The 15,577-nt window shown below is 52.1% G+C and carries 17 protein-coding genes and 1 pseudogene; all 18 read right to left on the bottom strand.

All coding sequences use genetic code 11. The features are described from left to right. Window positions 1-80: 80 nt before the first annotated feature. Window positions 81-1,622 carry a C1 family peptidase gene (locus M0L20_RS15125; protein WP_248477778.1) on the bottom strand — a complete coding sequence of 514 codons (1,542 nt, stop codon included), beginning with the start codon at window positions 1,620-1,622 and terminating at the stop codon, window positions 81-83. An 87-nt stretch (window positions 1,623-1,709) separates the two neighbouring features. Beyond that, entirely contained in the window at window positions 1,710-2,666 is a 957-nt protein-coding gene (locus M0L20_RS15130) for a hypothetical protein (RefSeq protein ID WP_248477779.1), read from the bottom strand. Between the two features lie 68 nt (window positions 2,667-2,734). Continuing rightward, window positions 2,735-3,235 carry a hypothetical protein gene (locus tag M0L20_RS15135; protein ID WP_248477782.1) on the bottom strand — a complete coding sequence of 167 codons (501 nt, stop codon included), beginning with the start codon at window positions 3,233-3,235 and terminating at the stop codon, window positions 2,735-2,737. A gap of 57 nt (window positions 3,236-3,292) precedes the next feature. After that, window positions 3,293-4,435 carry a hypothetical protein gene (locus M0L20_RS15140; RefSeq protein WP_248477783.1) on the bottom strand — a complete coding sequence of 381 codons (1,143 nt, stop codon included), beginning with the start codon at window positions 4,433-4,435 and terminating at the stop codon, window positions 3,293-3,295. A 67-nt stretch (window positions 4,436-4,502) separates the two neighbouring features. Beyond that, complete coding sequence (locus tag M0L20_RS15145) at window positions 4,503-5,351, bottom strand: TssN family type VI secretion system protein (RefSeq protein ID WP_248477784.1); 849 nt, start codon at window positions 5,349-5,351, stop codon at window positions 4,503-4,505. A gap of 76 nt (window positions 5,352-5,427) precedes the next feature. Then, the gene (locus M0L20_RS15150; protein ID WP_248477785.1) at window positions 5,428-6,360 is read right to left on the bottom strand and encodes a type VI secretion system baseplate subunit TssG; all 933 of its coding nucleotides are present in this window, start codon (window positions 6,358-6,360) and stop codon (window positions 5,428-5,430) included. A gap of 6 nt (window positions 6,361-6,366) precedes the next feature. Beyond that, complete coding sequence (locus M0L20_RS15155; protein ID WP_248477786.1) at window positions 6,367-8,175, bottom strand: hypothetical protein; 1,809 nt, start codon at window positions 8,173-8,175, stop codon at window positions 6,367-6,369. 40 nt (window positions 8,176-8,215) lie between these two features. Further along, the gene (locus M0L20_RS15160) at window positions 8,216-8,692 is read right to left on the bottom strand and encodes a hypothetical protein (RefSeq protein WP_248477787.1); all 477 of its coding nucleotides are present in this window, start codon (window positions 8,690-8,692) and stop codon (window positions 8,216-8,218) included. A gap of 24 nt (window positions 8,693-8,716) precedes the next feature. Then, a complete protein-coding gene (locus M0L20_RS15165) occupies window positions 8,717-9,154 on the bottom strand; it encodes a GPW/gp25 family protein (RefSeq protein ID WP_232561762.1) in 438 nt (145 codons plus the stop codon). Window positions 9,155-9,183: 29 nt separating this feature from the next. Beyond that, window positions 9,184-9,549, bottom strand: coding sequence for a YrhB domain-containing protein (locus tag M0L20_RS15170; protein WP_248477788.1), 366 nt, complete (start codon window positions 9,547-9,549; stop codon window positions 9,184-9,186). A 13-nt stretch (window positions 9,550-9,562) separates the two neighbouring features. Further along, window positions 9,563-10,003, bottom strand: coding sequence for a toxin glutamine deamidase domain-containing protein (locus M0L20_RS15175; protein WP_232562807.1), 441 nt, complete (start codon window positions 10,001-10,003; stop codon window positions 9,563-9,565). A gap of 21 nt (window positions 10,004-10,024) precedes the next feature. Next, window positions 10,025-10,321: pseudogene (locus tag M0L20_RS15180) on the bottom strand (PAAR domain-containing protein); the annotation flags it as partial. Between the two features lie 12 nt (window positions 10,322-10,333). Beyond that, complete coding sequence (locus M0L20_RS15185; protein ID WP_248477789.1) at window positions 10,334-12,181, bottom strand: type VI secretion system Vgr family protein; 1,848 nt, start codon at window positions 12,179-12,181, stop codon at window positions 10,334-10,336. 36 nt (window positions 12,182-12,217) lie between these two features. Further along, window positions 12,218-12,643 carry a hypothetical protein gene (locus M0L20_RS15190; protein WP_248477790.1) on the bottom strand — a complete coding sequence of 142 codons (426 nt, stop codon included), beginning with the start codon at window positions 12,641-12,643 and terminating at the stop codon, window positions 12,218-12,220. 80 nt (window positions 12,644-12,723) lie between these two features. Beyond that, the gene (gene tssD / locus M0L20_RS15195) at window positions 12,724-13,119 is read right to left on the bottom strand and encodes a type VI secretion system tube protein TssD (RefSeq protein ID WP_232561766.1); all 396 of its coding nucleotides are present in this window, start codon (window positions 13,117-13,119) and stop codon (window positions 12,724-12,726) included. Between the two features lie 80 nt (window positions 13,120-13,199). Further along, window positions 13,200-14,570 (bottom strand): DUF5458 family protein, encoded by a 1,371-nt coding sequence (locus tag M0L20_RS15200; RefSeq protein WP_248477791.1) that lies wholly within the window; start codon window positions 14,568-14,570, stop codon window positions 13,200-13,202. Window positions 14,571-14,618: 48 nt separating this feature from the next. Continuing rightward, window positions 14,619-15,068, bottom strand: a complete 450-nt coding sequence (locus M0L20_RS15205) for a hypothetical protein (RefSeq protein WP_248477792.1) — start codon at window positions 15,066-15,068, stop codon at window positions 14,619-14,621. Between the two features lie 104 nt (window positions 15,069-15,172). Continuing rightward, complete coding sequence (locus tag M0L20_RS15210; protein ID WP_248477793.1) at window positions 15,173-15,565, bottom strand: hypothetical protein; 393 nt, start codon at window positions 15,563-15,565, stop codon at window positions 15,173-15,175. Between the last annotated feature and the right edge of the window lie 12 nt (window positions 15,566-15,577).

Genomic DNA, 15,577 nt, shown 5'->3' on the forward strand with positions numbered 1-15,577 from the left:
GCAACAACTTGTTCAAGAATGAACGCTAAAAACGGATAAAAGGTCAGGAAATTATGCTGATTGGCGACCAGGCGGGCTGTTTATTTGTATTGCAACTCAACAAGTAGCGGTACGACATTGCCCGTTGCGCCAGGCTTTACCTCGAACGCAACCTGATCGTCGCGATACCGAATCTGCTCCTGCTTTACCAGCTGATCGCCGAGCACATCGGCCAACCGTTTGTCGAGCGGCCCTTTTTTCCGGTCGAGCGTTTTGATAAATCCGTCCATGTTCAGCGGTCGCTTGGCGAACAGAATCAGCAGGTAGTCGGCTTTGTTGCCTTTGTGTTTTTCCATCACAATCGAGCTTGTCTCCGACGGATACGCAATCGTTGTGTTCGGTCCCAGCAGGGGGCTGGTCAATTCGTCCGCTGGAAATAGCTTCTCGATTTCACCATCCTTTCGGGTAGTCAGCGCGTAGACGTACGCGTTTTCGGAGTTATTGAGATAAAACTTGAACCGCGTACCCGACTCATACGCTTTGAGCATCCGGTAAGGGCGAATGTCACCGGGAGCCGACTCGTCCGAGACAACTTTCAGGTCGCGGGAAGCCTGACGGGTTACGTCCATTGCCATTCCGTTGTTTAGCTTAAGTTCTGCCGATCCGCGTCGCATTGGGTCGCCTGCACCCATTTCTGACCCCGTATTCCCTTTATTGGCGCTTGTCAGGACAACTGTTCCCGGACGATTGCCTGCTTCCCCTTCGGCTCCGTACACCTGGAAGGCGTTCAGAACGAATTTTCCAAAATACGTGTATGGGATCCAGCAGAACCCTTTTTCGCCCCAGCCGGTATTCCAGCTGTTGACGATCCGAAAAGCCCCGCCGTATTGTTTATCGTCGTAGCCAATCACACAAATGGCCTGGTTATACAGGGCGTCATTTGTTTTTTCGTTCGGCGCTGGTTCCCAAACAGCGCGGGCTTCTTCAAACGAGAGTGGAGCGCCGATACCGGCTACAACCGGATTCCCTTCCGCCAGGGCTTTCTTCACCACCAGCACTTTCTGGGCCGCATCGGTCTGATCGGTAAACAATTGCTGAAAATCGCCAATGCGAAACTGGGTAGCCTCCTTGGTTGCAGCGGGTGGTATTGCTTGATTACAAAGGGGATACGCCAGTGTCTTCAACCGAGGAACGCCGTCGGTTTTGAGTACATTGAGTGCTTCTTCGAGTGTACCACCGCCTTGACAGCTTGCGTCTTTGGGATCGCGGATTTTGTCGTAAACAAACGTTGGCGAGAAGCGTGTCTGATCGATTTGCGGCTTCTGGGTGATGTTTTTTTCTTTCCCCTCCATAATTGTGCGGAGGTAGTACGCCGTGGCGAACGCTACGGAGGTTTCCTGTTTTCCCTGATCCCCGACACTGGGGCAGTACTGCTCGTAAGACACCTGCGTGGGAAGGTTTTCGAAACTGCGCGTAGCCAGTGGTGCCTTCGTCATGACCGTCAGAGATCGACTTCGATTCAGCGTAAGGCCTCCCGCGTATTTCCGTACGGGCTTATCCTGCGCTTGAACCGATAAGATCACTGGCCCCGCCGTCAGGAATAGGGCAAGTCCGAAGCGTATGCAAACAATCGTTGGTTTCATGGTCGTAAGCGAATAAAATCCCGAGCGGCCACGTCGGGCTGATGAATACCGCATTGCCCGGACGTGGCCATCCGAACCGTTAATTGATTATTCTTTTTCTAACTCAACTTTGATTGGTTTTTTCAACTGAATGGACAGCGCACTGCCGCCCGTTGCGCCAACATCGAGGCCGGGCGTGTTGCCGTTCACCGTCAGAGTCATCAGACCATCCGCAATGGTAAACGTATCGGACGTCGTTGTTTTGTCGATGTAGTTAATCCGCCAGGGTGTGCGCTCTGGTACCGATAATCCCGCGATCTTGTAGCCCGGTGGAGCCGTGTAGATTTCTTTTCGCTCCGTTACTTTCGCCAGCGTTCCGGCATCGGCTCCTCCTGTTTCAAAGTAGACGCCCATCATCACCTGCCGGTCTCGAACGATCATAAACTGTACCGATGCGTTGATTTCAGGCTGATTTTTTCCGAACTCGCCCGTTCCCGAAATAAGCAGTGGTTTAAACGGTCCGTATACGCCCGGATTGATAACGGGTCCAGCGGGAGCTGCCGATGGGGGAGGTGAGCCCGCCTTCGGGGCAGCGGCTACTTTCGTTAATTCATTGCCCGCAGCAGCCAGGGCCGCTAGTAGGGCTGCTTTCCGCGCTTCGAGTTGAATTTTTTGCGAGTTGAGCAGTTGAATGGATTCGTCACCCGCTCGCTTGGCGTTTTCGTATTCGCCCGCCAATTGCCGGTAGCTATTGGTTGTCGCCATAAACAGCGGTTTCGGAAATTGCTGATCCAAGGCACTGGCATTGGCATAAAAAGTTCGGCTCCAGCTTTCGGTAAGCGGGGCACCCTGCTCGATGTCGATCAGCATCTTATCCGTTAGCATCAGTTGTTTTTCATACGCCATCATCTCCCGCTCACTCTGGTTCTGTTGCACATTGGTGAGCCGGGGAATCAGGGCCAGCGACAGCCACCAGCACAGAGTCGTCAGCACGAGCAGGGCCGCGTACAAGCCCAGGAAGTGGCTCCATCGTTTGTTGCGTTCGGTATAATTAAGTGGTTTCATAGAGTCAGCTTCGGTGTGATAGAGGCCATGAGCCGCGTTAGATCGTAGCCTTGCCTTGGGCACGGTAGTTACTGTTGCGAGGCTTTGATTGCCCGCATACTTTCCAGACTCGATTGTTTAAGCATCAATTGGGTTTCCAGACTTTGAATGTCTGTTTTGAGCGTGGCCACCTGATCGGTTAGCTGTTCTTTCGTTTCGGCCTTACTTTGCCGATCCGTGGCCTGAACCGATACCGTACCTAGTAGTTTGCTATAGTTGCGGCCTGTCAGTTGGGCAAGCGAGCGAAAAAGAGTGTCAGCTTTATAACCGGTTTCCATCCGACCGATGGCTTCCTCCTGCTGAAACCGTAGGGCCGAAAAATCGCTGGCCTGTTCGTTCGGGTCCGTCTTTTTGAGCTTGATGTGTAAGCTGTCCGCTTTTCGAATATCGCTCAGAAAGTGTTCTTCCTGTTCGGCTGACGTACCTTTTTCGTTGGCTGGCCCTGGGCCACTCAGCGCGTAGACCAGTGCGCCAATACCCCCGGCGAAAACAAGCGTTACAAGTAAAAATTTGATTAGGGATGCGTTCATAATCGTCACGAAGCTATGCGGGTAAATGTCGGATTAGCCTGTTCGTCGGGGCAGGACTTATCGACCCCAGAAACTGGATTTATTGCCGTTCTTGTTGGTTGTATTATCCTGCCGGTCAACGAAAAATTCGTCTTTGTCTTTCTCGACGTAATTCAGCTGACTCAGCTTGCCATAAAGCGCAATCACCACGTCACACAAATTGATAATGGCGCTTATAACCGGTTGACAGTCGGCATGAGCATACTCTTTGTCCAGTACCTCCTGCATGGCCGACTCGAACTGCACCGGGCTGATCCCGCACCAGTTTTTGAAATAATTGAACATGGCTTCTTTTTCGCGGTCGGGGGTGCTTCGAATCATGAGTGTCATAGCGCGGGCAAACCGCATACCGAATTCGGCGATGAACACCGGCGATTCGTAGGGACCACGTAGCTGAAACGAGTCGAGATTATCGGCAATCGTTCGCACGGTGGCCTCGGCCAGATAGCCAATCGTGGTAGCCAGCAGATTTGGCTGACCCGAACGGGCGTTGGTCCGCACCCGCACGAGGATAGTCGTTGCGAAGCCGGCAATCTCGCCCATCCGACTGCCAATAGTCAGGTACAATTGCTGCATCGCGGGCAGAACGCTCACCATTCGGCAAGGCGGAATGTAATCGGGGGTCAACGTGAAAAGGCCATTCGCCAGCGTCAACCGACCAATGGGCAAATGATACGCTGCGGATACTGAATTCGCCAGGGCCGAATTTGGCACTGCTCCCAATCGATAAGCGGGCGTGGTAAACGGATAACGCAAAGGCACTTCGTCCGGATTGGGTTGCCCCCAGGGTTGTGGCTCAAAGGGATTTACTTCAACTATCGCGTAGCCAGTCGATTGACCCAATCGCATCCATTCGTCGCGGGCGGCACTCAGGGCAAGTCGCAACGGCGGCTGGGACGCATCGAGTTCAATCCGTGCACCACCAGGCGTGACGGCCCGGCAATCGCTTACCACCATCTCATGACCGTCGCAGCTGAGTGCTAGTGGACTCGCTTTGCCAGGAGCGGGTGGGAGCAGGCCGTAGTTTAGCGGAGTAAGAAGCATTCCTCCCGCATCGCGAATCGCATCCTGGTAGGCGTTATCGTTACCTATCAGGTGCGACCGGGTTATTTTCATGCCATCGGCCCAGTTAACCGGCCAGTGTGAACGTTCAGGTAACATAGATTGGGTTCAGTAGAAAAAGGAAAGACGTACTTCGTGCCGTCGATAGAATCAGCGTTCAGTCACTTTATTCGGTACTCACAAAACTGCGGGCAATGATGACATCATTGGCTTTTATGCCATTGCGGGTCAAGGGTACGGCTGGGTCCAGAAACTGCTTCGATAAACCGCCCAGTGATTCCTTGTAAAAAACCCATCCCAGTAAGCTGCCTTCGTGGTTTTGTTCGTAATACAGAATGGGGGCTTCCGGGTTTTCCTCCGCGTTGTGAGAGTAGATCATGTAATGAAACAAATCATGCAGGGTTCGATCAATCGGGGCCTTGACGGTATACAGAGCCAGGTCTAATGTATCCGGACTTTTGGCTACGCGGAAAGTCAACCGGACGGTATCGTTGAGTTCGATGAGCGGTACCGCCTGATCAATCGGGTAAAACCATTTGCGATAAATTTTCGGAGGAATAGCCAACCAGGCATGATACGCATAGAGAAACAGCAGCGGAAGCAGAAACGGCAACAACCCCGATGCGAGCGCGGGCAAAAACCGGTCGGAACGTTGTAGGCTTTGAAACAGTCCCGTGAAGGCGGCTGCAATCAAAAAAAGCGTTGCGGTGGTCAACAAAAATTCAGACCAGAAACCTCCTTCGGTTAAAAACGAAAACAAGCGTCGGGATACCAACACATGAATGGTACCTACTACAAGCGCTAACCCCTCAATCCAGTAAAATACCGTTACCAGCGATTCAGAACGTGCAAGCGATGCACCTAGCGCAGCCGCAATGGCAACAGTGCCAAGGGCATACATGAGTAGTTTCTTTGTTAATAAAGCACCTGCCGAATGGCGCACGATCAAGCCAATCAGGCACCCTATCGCCATGACGGCGTAGAACGCAACGAGAATAATACTGGCTGTTTTCATAGAATATGGGTTTGTCTTACTCTTTGGCATTAGTCGTCGTTAATCCGTTACTTCGAAACATCGGTTGACTGAACGGTCAATTGCTTAGCCAGGTCGTCAACCCCAATCGTCCGGCGATATCACCGTCGGATAAACGGAAGAAGCTTGTTTGCTCGTCGGGTTCGATCTCCAATTCCCAGTCTGCGTCGGCTGGTAAAAGGTAGTCGGCCAGCAGGCGTACGTAACGGAGGCCAATACCGTCCGGTAAAAAATCCGATAATTGATCGTTGCGGAGTGGACCGATCTGAAGCCGAACCGTACCCCCTTCATCGACTAAGTAATCAGTGTTGAGTATCCAGTCCTGCCCCAGATAGGCATCACCCAGCGCTACCGATTGTGGACCTGCCAAAGCTGATTCTGTGCTACTGCCGAAGTCGCCGTATTGAATCTGAACAGGAACTTGCAGAAACTCGCTCAGGTAAAACGCCGTCCCTTCCCAATCGCCCACTATTCGATACGCGTTGGTCCAGGTGGCGAGCAAACACGCGCGCTGCCGAACGGATAACGGTATCGGTAAGTTGCCCCACAGACAGTTCTGTAGCTCATCCCAAACGGCTCCGTACGCATGGGTCAATGCTTGTGCTTCCTGCGCTTCGATCTGAACCCGTTGCCGAAACGACTCCTGTTCGAAAGGCATCCAGAACGTGCGTGCTTCGTTTTCTTCGTGCCGGAGTCGTTTGCTTTGGTCGAGCATCGCCCGTGCTTCATCCCGTCCGGCTCGCAGAGGAGGGGTTGGGAGATGATGAAGAGTTTCGGGCAACATATCATACAGTCCTTCGCGGCTCAGGTCCAGCACATGCGTAAGCGGATGCTGCGCGTCGGCTTCGTGCGTTTCCAGATTCAGCACATCCGGACTATAGGCCCGACTAAACGTACCTTTGGGCCGTACCTGCACTTCTACCGGAGTAGTAGCGTTCTGGTAGCAGTTCGCGATCCAAACCTCGGCGCGTATGTCGTACAAAAACTTCATGGGCGGTTAGCGAAGCGTTGGGTCAGTTAGTACAATGCGCAAGGGAAGTAAGCCCGTCCATTGATCGTCTAAAACAAGGCTCAACTCGTGCGAAAGCTGTTGCTGTTCTTCCGCTGTCAGTCGGACGGTTGCTCGTAGTTTAACCTGTACGTCGAGGGTGCGGAGCAAGCCCTGGCGCGGATTCGGGCTTACGGCGTAGCCTTTCTGCACGTCAACTTGTTCGATGAGTTCAGGCGCTGTTGCCCGGCAAACCGCCCGGATATCTTCGACGGTTAAGGCTCTTCCGCGCGTCAGGAGCGCCTGGCGAAAAGCGGGTAAGCTGGCCGACGGGTTGAGCCGGGCCATACCGCCTACCGTTGGTCGTAATAACGCCATTCCTTCGCGCCTAAAGGCTGGTAGCGAGGTTTCAATTCGGGCGCCAATGGGTAAGCGGTTCCCTCGTTCAGCGGCTGTTGCCCAGTAATTGACAAACAAATTCCCCCGGTCTGGTCCATTGCTGATGAGCAACAGGGGAGCCGATTCGCCAGCGGGTGATACGGGCATAGACTGCCGGATACGCAACAGACTTTTCTGAATATCCTCGATGTTGCTGCGTAACGTATCGTAGCCAATAGCAGCAAAAGATGCGCTTTCGTCGCGGAGTAAGTCCATCAGTTGCCGGACCATTTCGTCGGCGTTGCGGCTATCGAAGCGGCCTACCCCTTGTCGCCGAACGGCATAGCTGCGGGCTGCCGGGTCACTAGCGTTTACTTCGGTGTAGGCCGGATAATCGTTGCCATCGCTGTCGGTTACGTCGGTAAGTTCAATCAAAGGCAGGTCCGCCTGAATCGGAAAAACATTCATACCGTCCGTCAGACGAAAGACAGACCGCCCTAGTTGTCGGTTTAATACCGGAAAGGCATTCAGGACACACTCCGTTTTGGCTATGATCTCGGCTCTAAATACGGTCGGGAAGTCAACGCGAATCCAGGTCAGCAGAGGTAATGCCTGCAAGTAAGCGGCATCAAAAACATCGGTCACCTCAGCGGGGATGAACGATCCATTCGCGTACGGAGCTGGTGCTGGGAAGCGACCCTGTACGGTCAGAAAGTTTGACCGGTAATACCGATTGGCGTGTCCTTCCATCGTTTTCAGCGCAGGCGACAGACCGGATTCCAGAACCGTGTCCGTGCCCGGTTGGACGGTTAACGGCTGATCGTTCAACCACCACTGCGTTTGCGATAAATGCTGCGCGTAATCATAAATAGGAAGCGGTAGATTTTTCCAATCAATGAAAAAGCGTAATGACAGGTGTTCGGGTAGCCCTGGCATCAGCTCCAGGCCCAGCCAGAGTGTATAATCCGGTAACTGGCGGTGAAGTGACGCTTGGGCTACAGGAATAGAGTTACCCGTATCATCGACCCGCCACAGTTGATGACCAGTGGCTAGGCAGGCTACTCGCCCGTTTACAATTGGGTATCGGCCAGCGGGTGAGAGCGACACTTCGTCGCCCGTTTGGGGGTGGCGGGTTGTGAACGGATCAGTTCGCGTTACTTCGCTGACCAGCTCAATCGGGCGCGTTGCCATGACACTATGAGCGGGTCGGGGTGCTGTCACTACTTCGGGTAACAGCAATTCGACCAGCCGTTCGAGGATGCGCCCGCGTGATGCCTGAATTTCACCGTAAACACGTTCTGATTCGGTCGCCAGTGCGCTCACCAGCAAATCGACCAGCGGGTCGAAAGCAGTCGTGTCGATGGCGGCTTCCTGATAGCCCCACAGCCGGGCGGCCTGTTGCAGCATCCGGCTTTTGATCTGATCGCGGGTGTCAAGCATGATAAGTAGGTAGGGCTACGTTGTTTTGCCGAGTGCTCTGTTATTTCTTGATCGGTCGATACGCCCAGATCTTACCCGTGACTGCTACCGACTCCCCCCAGTTGAGGCCCGTTCCTGAGCTTAGGTAAAGCGTGTTGATTTGTACCGTCCTGTTGTTGGCGACGTTTTGTTCATAAACAGCTACTACTTTGGCACCAATAACCGGGTAAACAGCGGCTACAATGGCGGTGTGGTGCGGTCGGCTCTGCGTTTGCCATCCCGTATCGCTTGTTACTTTCGTGGTGTAATTTCGAAATTGAATGATGTCGCCCGGCTCAACGTCCATGACCTGAATGGGCGTGCCCCAGCGATAATCCGCATTCGCCGTGACGTTCTTCGAGCCCATAATGTCGTTCGATGTTTTAGCACCGGCATATTTGAGGGCTTCCTCGGCTAAGTCCCAGCATTCGCCCCGCTTGACCTGATTACCATATTGAGAATAGGCAAAACCAGCGACGCTTAGATTGGTAGCATTCATCGTTCAGTTGATTTAAGGTGGAATTTATTCACTGGCCAGCGGGCTGAAATACATGACGAACGTTTGCTCCGGCATGGTTTCACCCGTCTCCGGCAGGTTACCGGTTACCCGAATAGTTATTCGTCGGCGCACCCGGATTATTCGTCCGTCGGTGTCCTGATCGGCCGGTTCGTCGATATCGACATACACGCGTGCGTACTGAAGCCGTTTTTCGTACTGTAGGATCAGGTTCGTAATGGTTTGCTCGGCGTCACTTTTCCACTGGGTCGGATTGGTGATATTGGCGTAGTCTTCATTCCAGATGCTACAGCCCATATCGGGGTCATACCGGTACTCGCCCAGGCGGGTAGCCAGCAGCAGGTTGATATGTTCCCGAATCGCCTCAACTACCGTAATCCGGGGCTGAGTCCGTTTATGAAGCAGGTTCGAAATGGGAGCGTGGAGGGAATAAGCGTTAGCCATAGGTCATTCGGAGGACGGTAATCAATTGATCAGGGCTTCTTAAGCTGATCTTCGTAATACTTCAGATACGTTTCGATAGGAACCGATGTTGGAGCAATGTGCGCGGTTCGGTGCTGGCGGTCAACAATAATCGGTCCTACTCCCGGCACCGCGTATTTAATGTCGCCGGTTTTGTTGTGCATTTCGGTGGTAATCGGAAACACCCAGGCGTAGCTTTTTTCGATGATTTTCGAGTCTATAATGACAAAATGCTCGCCGGGCTTATCGAGATCCAGCGTTTTCATATATTCCAGAGCGATGGTTCGGGCTTCCTGCTGAGTCATCTTCGAAGTGGGGTGTTTTTTGACGGATTGACACGTGATAATCAGAAATGCGTACAGAACGGCCGTTTTCATGGGATCATTAAGGCTAAGGCGTTGCTGGAGCAGGGGCCGGAATGATGGCAACGCCAACCTCGCTACCACTACCATACCGCTGATTGGCGCGGTCGGGGCCTGTGATTACTTCCCGCCCATTATTGCCACCCCAGTCCTGACCTTCTATGATGGCCGGTTGCCCGTTATAATTCGTCATAATAACTACGTGACTGCCCCCGGAAGGATACTGGATACCCACCACCGCCGTTGTACCAGGACCGCCAGCCTGTACAGCCGCAAACGCCTGATTGAAATTCTGTCCCCAGGCAAAGGTGGTTCCAAACCGGCTTTCGATGTTCTGCCAGCTACCATCCCGCCCGGCAGGTGCCGTTGCGCCCGGATTTGTACCCTGCAACTGCGCGACTACAGCGTCGATGATGAAGCCACAGTTGATAACACTGGCTAACGGATTGACCGAATTCGCTATAGCCATCAGTGCCGCAATGTAAATGTCGCCAATGAGCACCGTAGGCAAACCAACCACAATAGACCCCCCGTGCGTTGTTAGGTCGCCCATGCGGGCGGCTGGCTTTTTGCCTATAAACACGCCGAGTGATCCTTTCAGAATAGCGTCCGGAGGGCCCGTACAGAAACACATGTCGCCCATGCGGGCGGCTGGCATACCGCCAATCAGGACCGTTGCCTGGCCGGGGGGAAGCACGGGGCCCCCGACGTGCGGTACGGGTGGCACGCCCGGAGTAACCATTGGGCAAACGTGGTTGTCACCCACGCGGGCAGCGGGTTGTCCCATAATCGTAACGGATTAATTGATCATGACGGTCATGGCTTTCAGCGATGCCTGTGCGGCACCCTCCAAATCAAGTTTCTGCCCTTTGACGGTTGTTTGCGTCCGGCCATCGACCTTAATCTGCGCGCCGTTTACATCAACGGTTGCCTCCGAACTCGCTTTTACACTTGTTTTTCCGTGTAAGGTCAAGTCCGTTGTTGCGTCAACGTCCATCGTTTCTTTCGTTTTAATTTCGCCTTTCTGCGCATCGACTTTCCACTCTTTGCGGGCTTTCATGCTGATGGTATCGGCATCCATACTAATACTGCCCGCACTAAGGTTGATTGCTCCCTGGCTTTTGATAGCAATGTGCGCACTGCCATCCAGCGACATCATGATGTGGTTCTTCCAGTCTTTGTCGTGCAGACTAATACATTCTTTTCCTGGCTCGTCGCTGATGACGATGTGATTACCGCCGTTTGTGATAATGGCTTTGTAATAATTCTCAGTTGAGTAATACCGATTCATTTTGTTCTGTTTGTTCGGCACAACACCGGCGATTAACGGTCGGGCGGGATCATCGTTTTCAAACATAACCATCACCGTTTCGTTGATTTCTGGAATAAAGTAGAAACCCTGATCTTCAATGCCATTGTAGGGGCTAATCAGCCGTACCCAGGTTGAGCTTTGGGTATCGCCCTGGGCCGACTGCCACAGAAACAGCACCCGAATCCGACCCAGGTGCTCCGGATCGTCAACGTGCGTTACCCTTGCCAGCTGGGTTGACGCTCGTGGCAAAGAAAACGAAGGGTTAGCCCGAAATTCGACACCCGCCGGAATCGCTTCGAAGTGGTTTGTGTAGCCCCCGCTTAAACTGGCTTCGTGGCTGATAGAAATGATGCGGTACTGACCCAGACTCTCGGTTCGCTGCGAACGTGCGTTGAGACTGGTGCTCTCCTTGATGTCAATGACCGAACCCACTTTTAAGCCAATTTTTGAGCTTGATCCACTAAAAATAACGGCATTGGCTACGGACGCTTTTTTCTCGTATCCAGCTTGTTGTTTAGCAGCATTGTCGGACCAGATCGGCACGGGTGGGTAGCTAAACGTACGTTCGGGGTAAAGACTTTCCGCTTTATCGATCAAAAACTGACCATACTCGCCCAGTCCGGATACGGTTACGTCTTTGGAGTGACTTTTAACCGTTTGCATCTTCGTGTAGTCGTAGTCTTCAATAAAGAATTCTCCGCCGGGCAGATCCATCCGCATATCGAACGCGCTGATGTCGTTACCGAATTTCAACTCAATGGGGGAGCCGCCGGGCACATCGCCAAATACGGTTCGGTCGCCGTCGAAGTAAAACCAGTTGCCCGTTGCAGCTGCAAAGCGGTGCAGGAAATTATAGCTGCTTTCGTCAAATTTCACCACATAATCTTCCGGCTGATTATTACGTGGGCTCACACTGGGTTTCAGCAGATTCTGATCGTACTCTTTGAGTACTTTGTCCACAATGGCCGCGTGATCTTTCTGGTAAAAGGCAGCATAGCGCGTACCCTGCTCGAGTAGAATGGACGCGCTGAATCCACGAATGACGACAGAGCTACCGGTGGTTCGCTGTTTGGACAGATACAGCTGCGTAATAAAACCACGGAATACAAACGGTGAGCCGCCACCTTGCCGGTATTTGATCGTAATCAGGATTTCTTTACTGATAAACTCTTTCGACTGATTGATTTTCATGGCGCCTGCTCCCTCGACCTGCTCGATAGGCACGTATAATTCAAACGTGTGGTGCCGGTCAATCCACTGGCTAATGCGTACCCGTGAAAACAGATCGATGCGTTTGCCGCCAATGTCAATCTGGACGCTGGAAAGATTACTCATGTAAACTAAGGCTTTAGCCGCTTAAACGGTAAACAATTAGAAACCAAGCAACAATACCATGACGGGTATATCTTTGCCGTTAACGTATGCTTTGGCTGTCCATTCTTTGTACGATTTGTTCGTCGGAATCAGTACGCCGGCGATACCACCAACCACGCCCCCCATTCCTGCCCCCAGCAACTTACTGGCGAAAGAGCGCAAGGCTCCAGTCGCCATTTTACCAAATCCGTTACGCTCAACCCACTGGATTATTGAATCAATAACGCCTGAGCCACTGATCCCCAGGGTAATTAAGAATCGTTTCTGTCCGTTATCGTTGACCAGTACGGCTGTTCCTTCGGCGTCGTCATACCACATTTTACGAGGTGGCAACGGTACCCAATAGCCATCCAGCCGAGCGTAACCAACTTCTAAACCTTCGTCAAAGCCTAAAGGCCATTCGTTGAGCTTGATGACTGCCATGATTTATTCGATATGACGGTGTTTAGCCATGCGTTAGTTGTGGTGTCGAGTTTCAGAACCCGACACCACTCAATGTTCACTTAATAAGCGGCCCACTTATTTTCGTGCGATGCGCCGTCGATTGATAACTTACGGGCTGAGATAACCACGCTCGTTGACATGGGCGTGTTGTTCCGGGCATCCATGCTTTCGGAATAGCCCGTCAGGAAAGCGTCTTCAAACTTTAATTCCTTCATGGGCGAGTCTTCATCCTGCTTGAAGAACTTGATAGCCCCACTGAATTTCTTGTTCGGGTCAATCATCATCTTGAAAGCAGTGGTATCCTTAGTCGACTCAAACTCGGCGTTGACCTGCCCACCCATTACATCGGAGGTTGGTTTTCCGGTTGTATAGTCGGTATTCTGGCCCAATGAAAAACTACAGTGTAACAAACGATACTCCGTACCGTCAAGGTCAATGGTCGCTTTGAAAGCCATGATTATAATTGGTTATTGGTTGATTGAACGATAGTTGAAGAAAAGTCAGGGTATACGAGACGAACTGTTAACCAGTCGTTTTACGCTTGTTCGACTCCGGCTTGCCAGTCGTTGGCATCGTCGCCTTTCGTGCCGTCGAGCTTTACCAGAAAATTCTTGGCCGGGAAGTAAGGCTTAATGTGAATGTCGAGGTGGATACGATCCTTCACATTCTTGTCGCGTTCGAAGCGCAGGATTTTAAAATCTTCGATGATTTTATCGGCTCCCGTAACGCTATTGAGGAACTTGACAATCTGGGCGCGAAGGTCTTTTTCGGCGTCGTAGGTCCAGTTCTCAAAGGCCCGGCGGTTCAGAAAGTCGATCAGGACTTTCATGATCCAGTCGAACACCCGCACGACGGAATACGTCTGCAAGCCCTGGTTGTCGCCGTTGAACAGGGTTTTGGCTGAATACGCCATCACCTTGTTGTATTCGTTGACCATGGGTACCAGACCCAGCTTTTCGAGGTTGGCTATTTCGCTTTTCTTCATTTCGAAACGCACCCCATCGACTTCATTGAGTGTACCGTGCTTACTACCCGCTACGGGTTGTTGTAGCATGGTTTTGTAGATTTTTCCGGCCAGGGCTGCGGAAGGGGGAATGTAGAGCGGTTCTTCTTCGCCGAGTTCGCTGAACGCTTCACGACCAACCAGGTAGTTGCAGGTCATCATGACGTTGGCTTTGTACGCATCCGCGCTGGGCATGTCTTCGTCCTGCCAAAGTTCCAGCACATCGTCGGGCGAATCTAGGTGCCGGTAATCGGTGAGCATCATCACCTTATTTTCGTGAGCCAGCTGAGCCCACTTGTCAACTACTTTTTTAGAACCCAGATAGCCCGGCAGTACCATCAGCGAGTAATTCTGGCGCAGGTCAAGTTTGTCGTAATTCTGACGCAGTTCGTTCGCTATTTCGTCGAAGAACAGCGTGTTGTCGAGGTCCTGAATCTGCTCCGGATCCGCATTGACGATGGATAGGTTCTTTATTTTTTCGGTGTCCGCGTTTTTGTAAAAAAGCGCCGTGGAGCGGTAGGCTGTTTCAAGGTCTTTCGTCTCATCGACCGCTTTCTTGAGGTTCCGGCGAAGCGTTTGGGCAGCGGTTTCTGTCTTTTGTTCGGCTTCGCCAATCATATCGGCGGTATTGTCGTGGGCTTCGAGGAGTTCGGTCCACTCCTTCAGGCGTTTCTTGAGGAGCTTCCGATCTTTTTCGGAGCCTTTCTCGGTTAGGAAAATGTTTTTACGCGCTTTCTTAGCCGGGTTCATGTTCTGCGCGCCATCGATTGTCGTTTCCACAAACTCGAAGCCGCCAAATTTGGCTAGTTGCTGACTGCTGTCGGTAAGCGTCTGGGCAGGGTTGGCAATTTTTACGCGCTCCTTTACGGCTTTGCCGTTTTCTAACTGGTCGGGTGCTTTCATGCTATTAACGAAAGAGGGGGTTGGGGACGTTTTGCTAGTACTGATTCATCATTTAGCGTCTTCGAGTTCCTGCAACATGGCTCGCAGAGCCGTTATGTAGGATTCCTTGGCGGATGGATCAGCCAGAATTTTTTGCAATACTTTGTTCGACTTTAGTTGCTTGATAAACTTTTGATAATCATCCTGCTGGCTTTGCAGGTCCTGTAAAAATGGGCTTTGTGCGGTAATGCCTTTTATGCCAAAATCACCCAGGTTGTTAAAGTGAAGCGTTTCCTCAACGCCGGTTCCTTCGGCGTCTTCAAACTCAATGTCGATTTCGGGTTTAAACCGGGCGAACACAGCATCAACCGTTTCCAGCTTCTCTTCGATTTTCGGTTTGAAGGGCGCATCGGCGGTAAGTTTCTGCACCAGCAACGTGCGGTTCTTCTGAATGTCGGCGATTGCTTCGTTGGCGTCATTCCCTTTCTTTTCCTGACCGCCGATTCCATAGTCCATCATAGAGGATATGCGTTTAGATGATTGATTATGCGTTTGATGATTTAGTCGAAATCCGTTGGTAGAGGCAAACACTGCTTGAGCGAACGGTAATCAATGGCGCGTTTTTACACTCTGGGAATATCGTCGCACTCCAGAATGGCGATGGCCGCCGGACAGCCATCGCCATTGTAATGGGCCATCAGCATGTAGCGGGTCTGGGATGGAGGAGAAAAAACGCTTAATCGTTCGCCGGGCCTCAGGTCAACCGATTTCAGTACAATCAGGTCCTCCGAAACGGCTGCGACCTCAATAGTACACGATCCTGGATTATGCAGGTTACGAACCGGGAGTCGGGCTTCGACCGGGCTGCGAAATGAGCCTATTTTCTCTCCACAGCGTCGCGTTATTCGGATACGTCCGCCAGGAATAGGCGTATAGTTGGGCTTGAAGTCCGTTAGAGGAGCGTAGTCAGGCAATGAGTACGTGTCTGAAAAATCAGTACTTAATAGGGATTTCATCGTTGTAAGCAG

The organism is Spirosoma liriopis, from assembly GCF_023196085.1.
Lineage (GTDB): Bacteria > Bacteroidota > Bacteroidia > Cytophagales > Spirosomataceae > Spirosoma > Spirosoma oryzicola.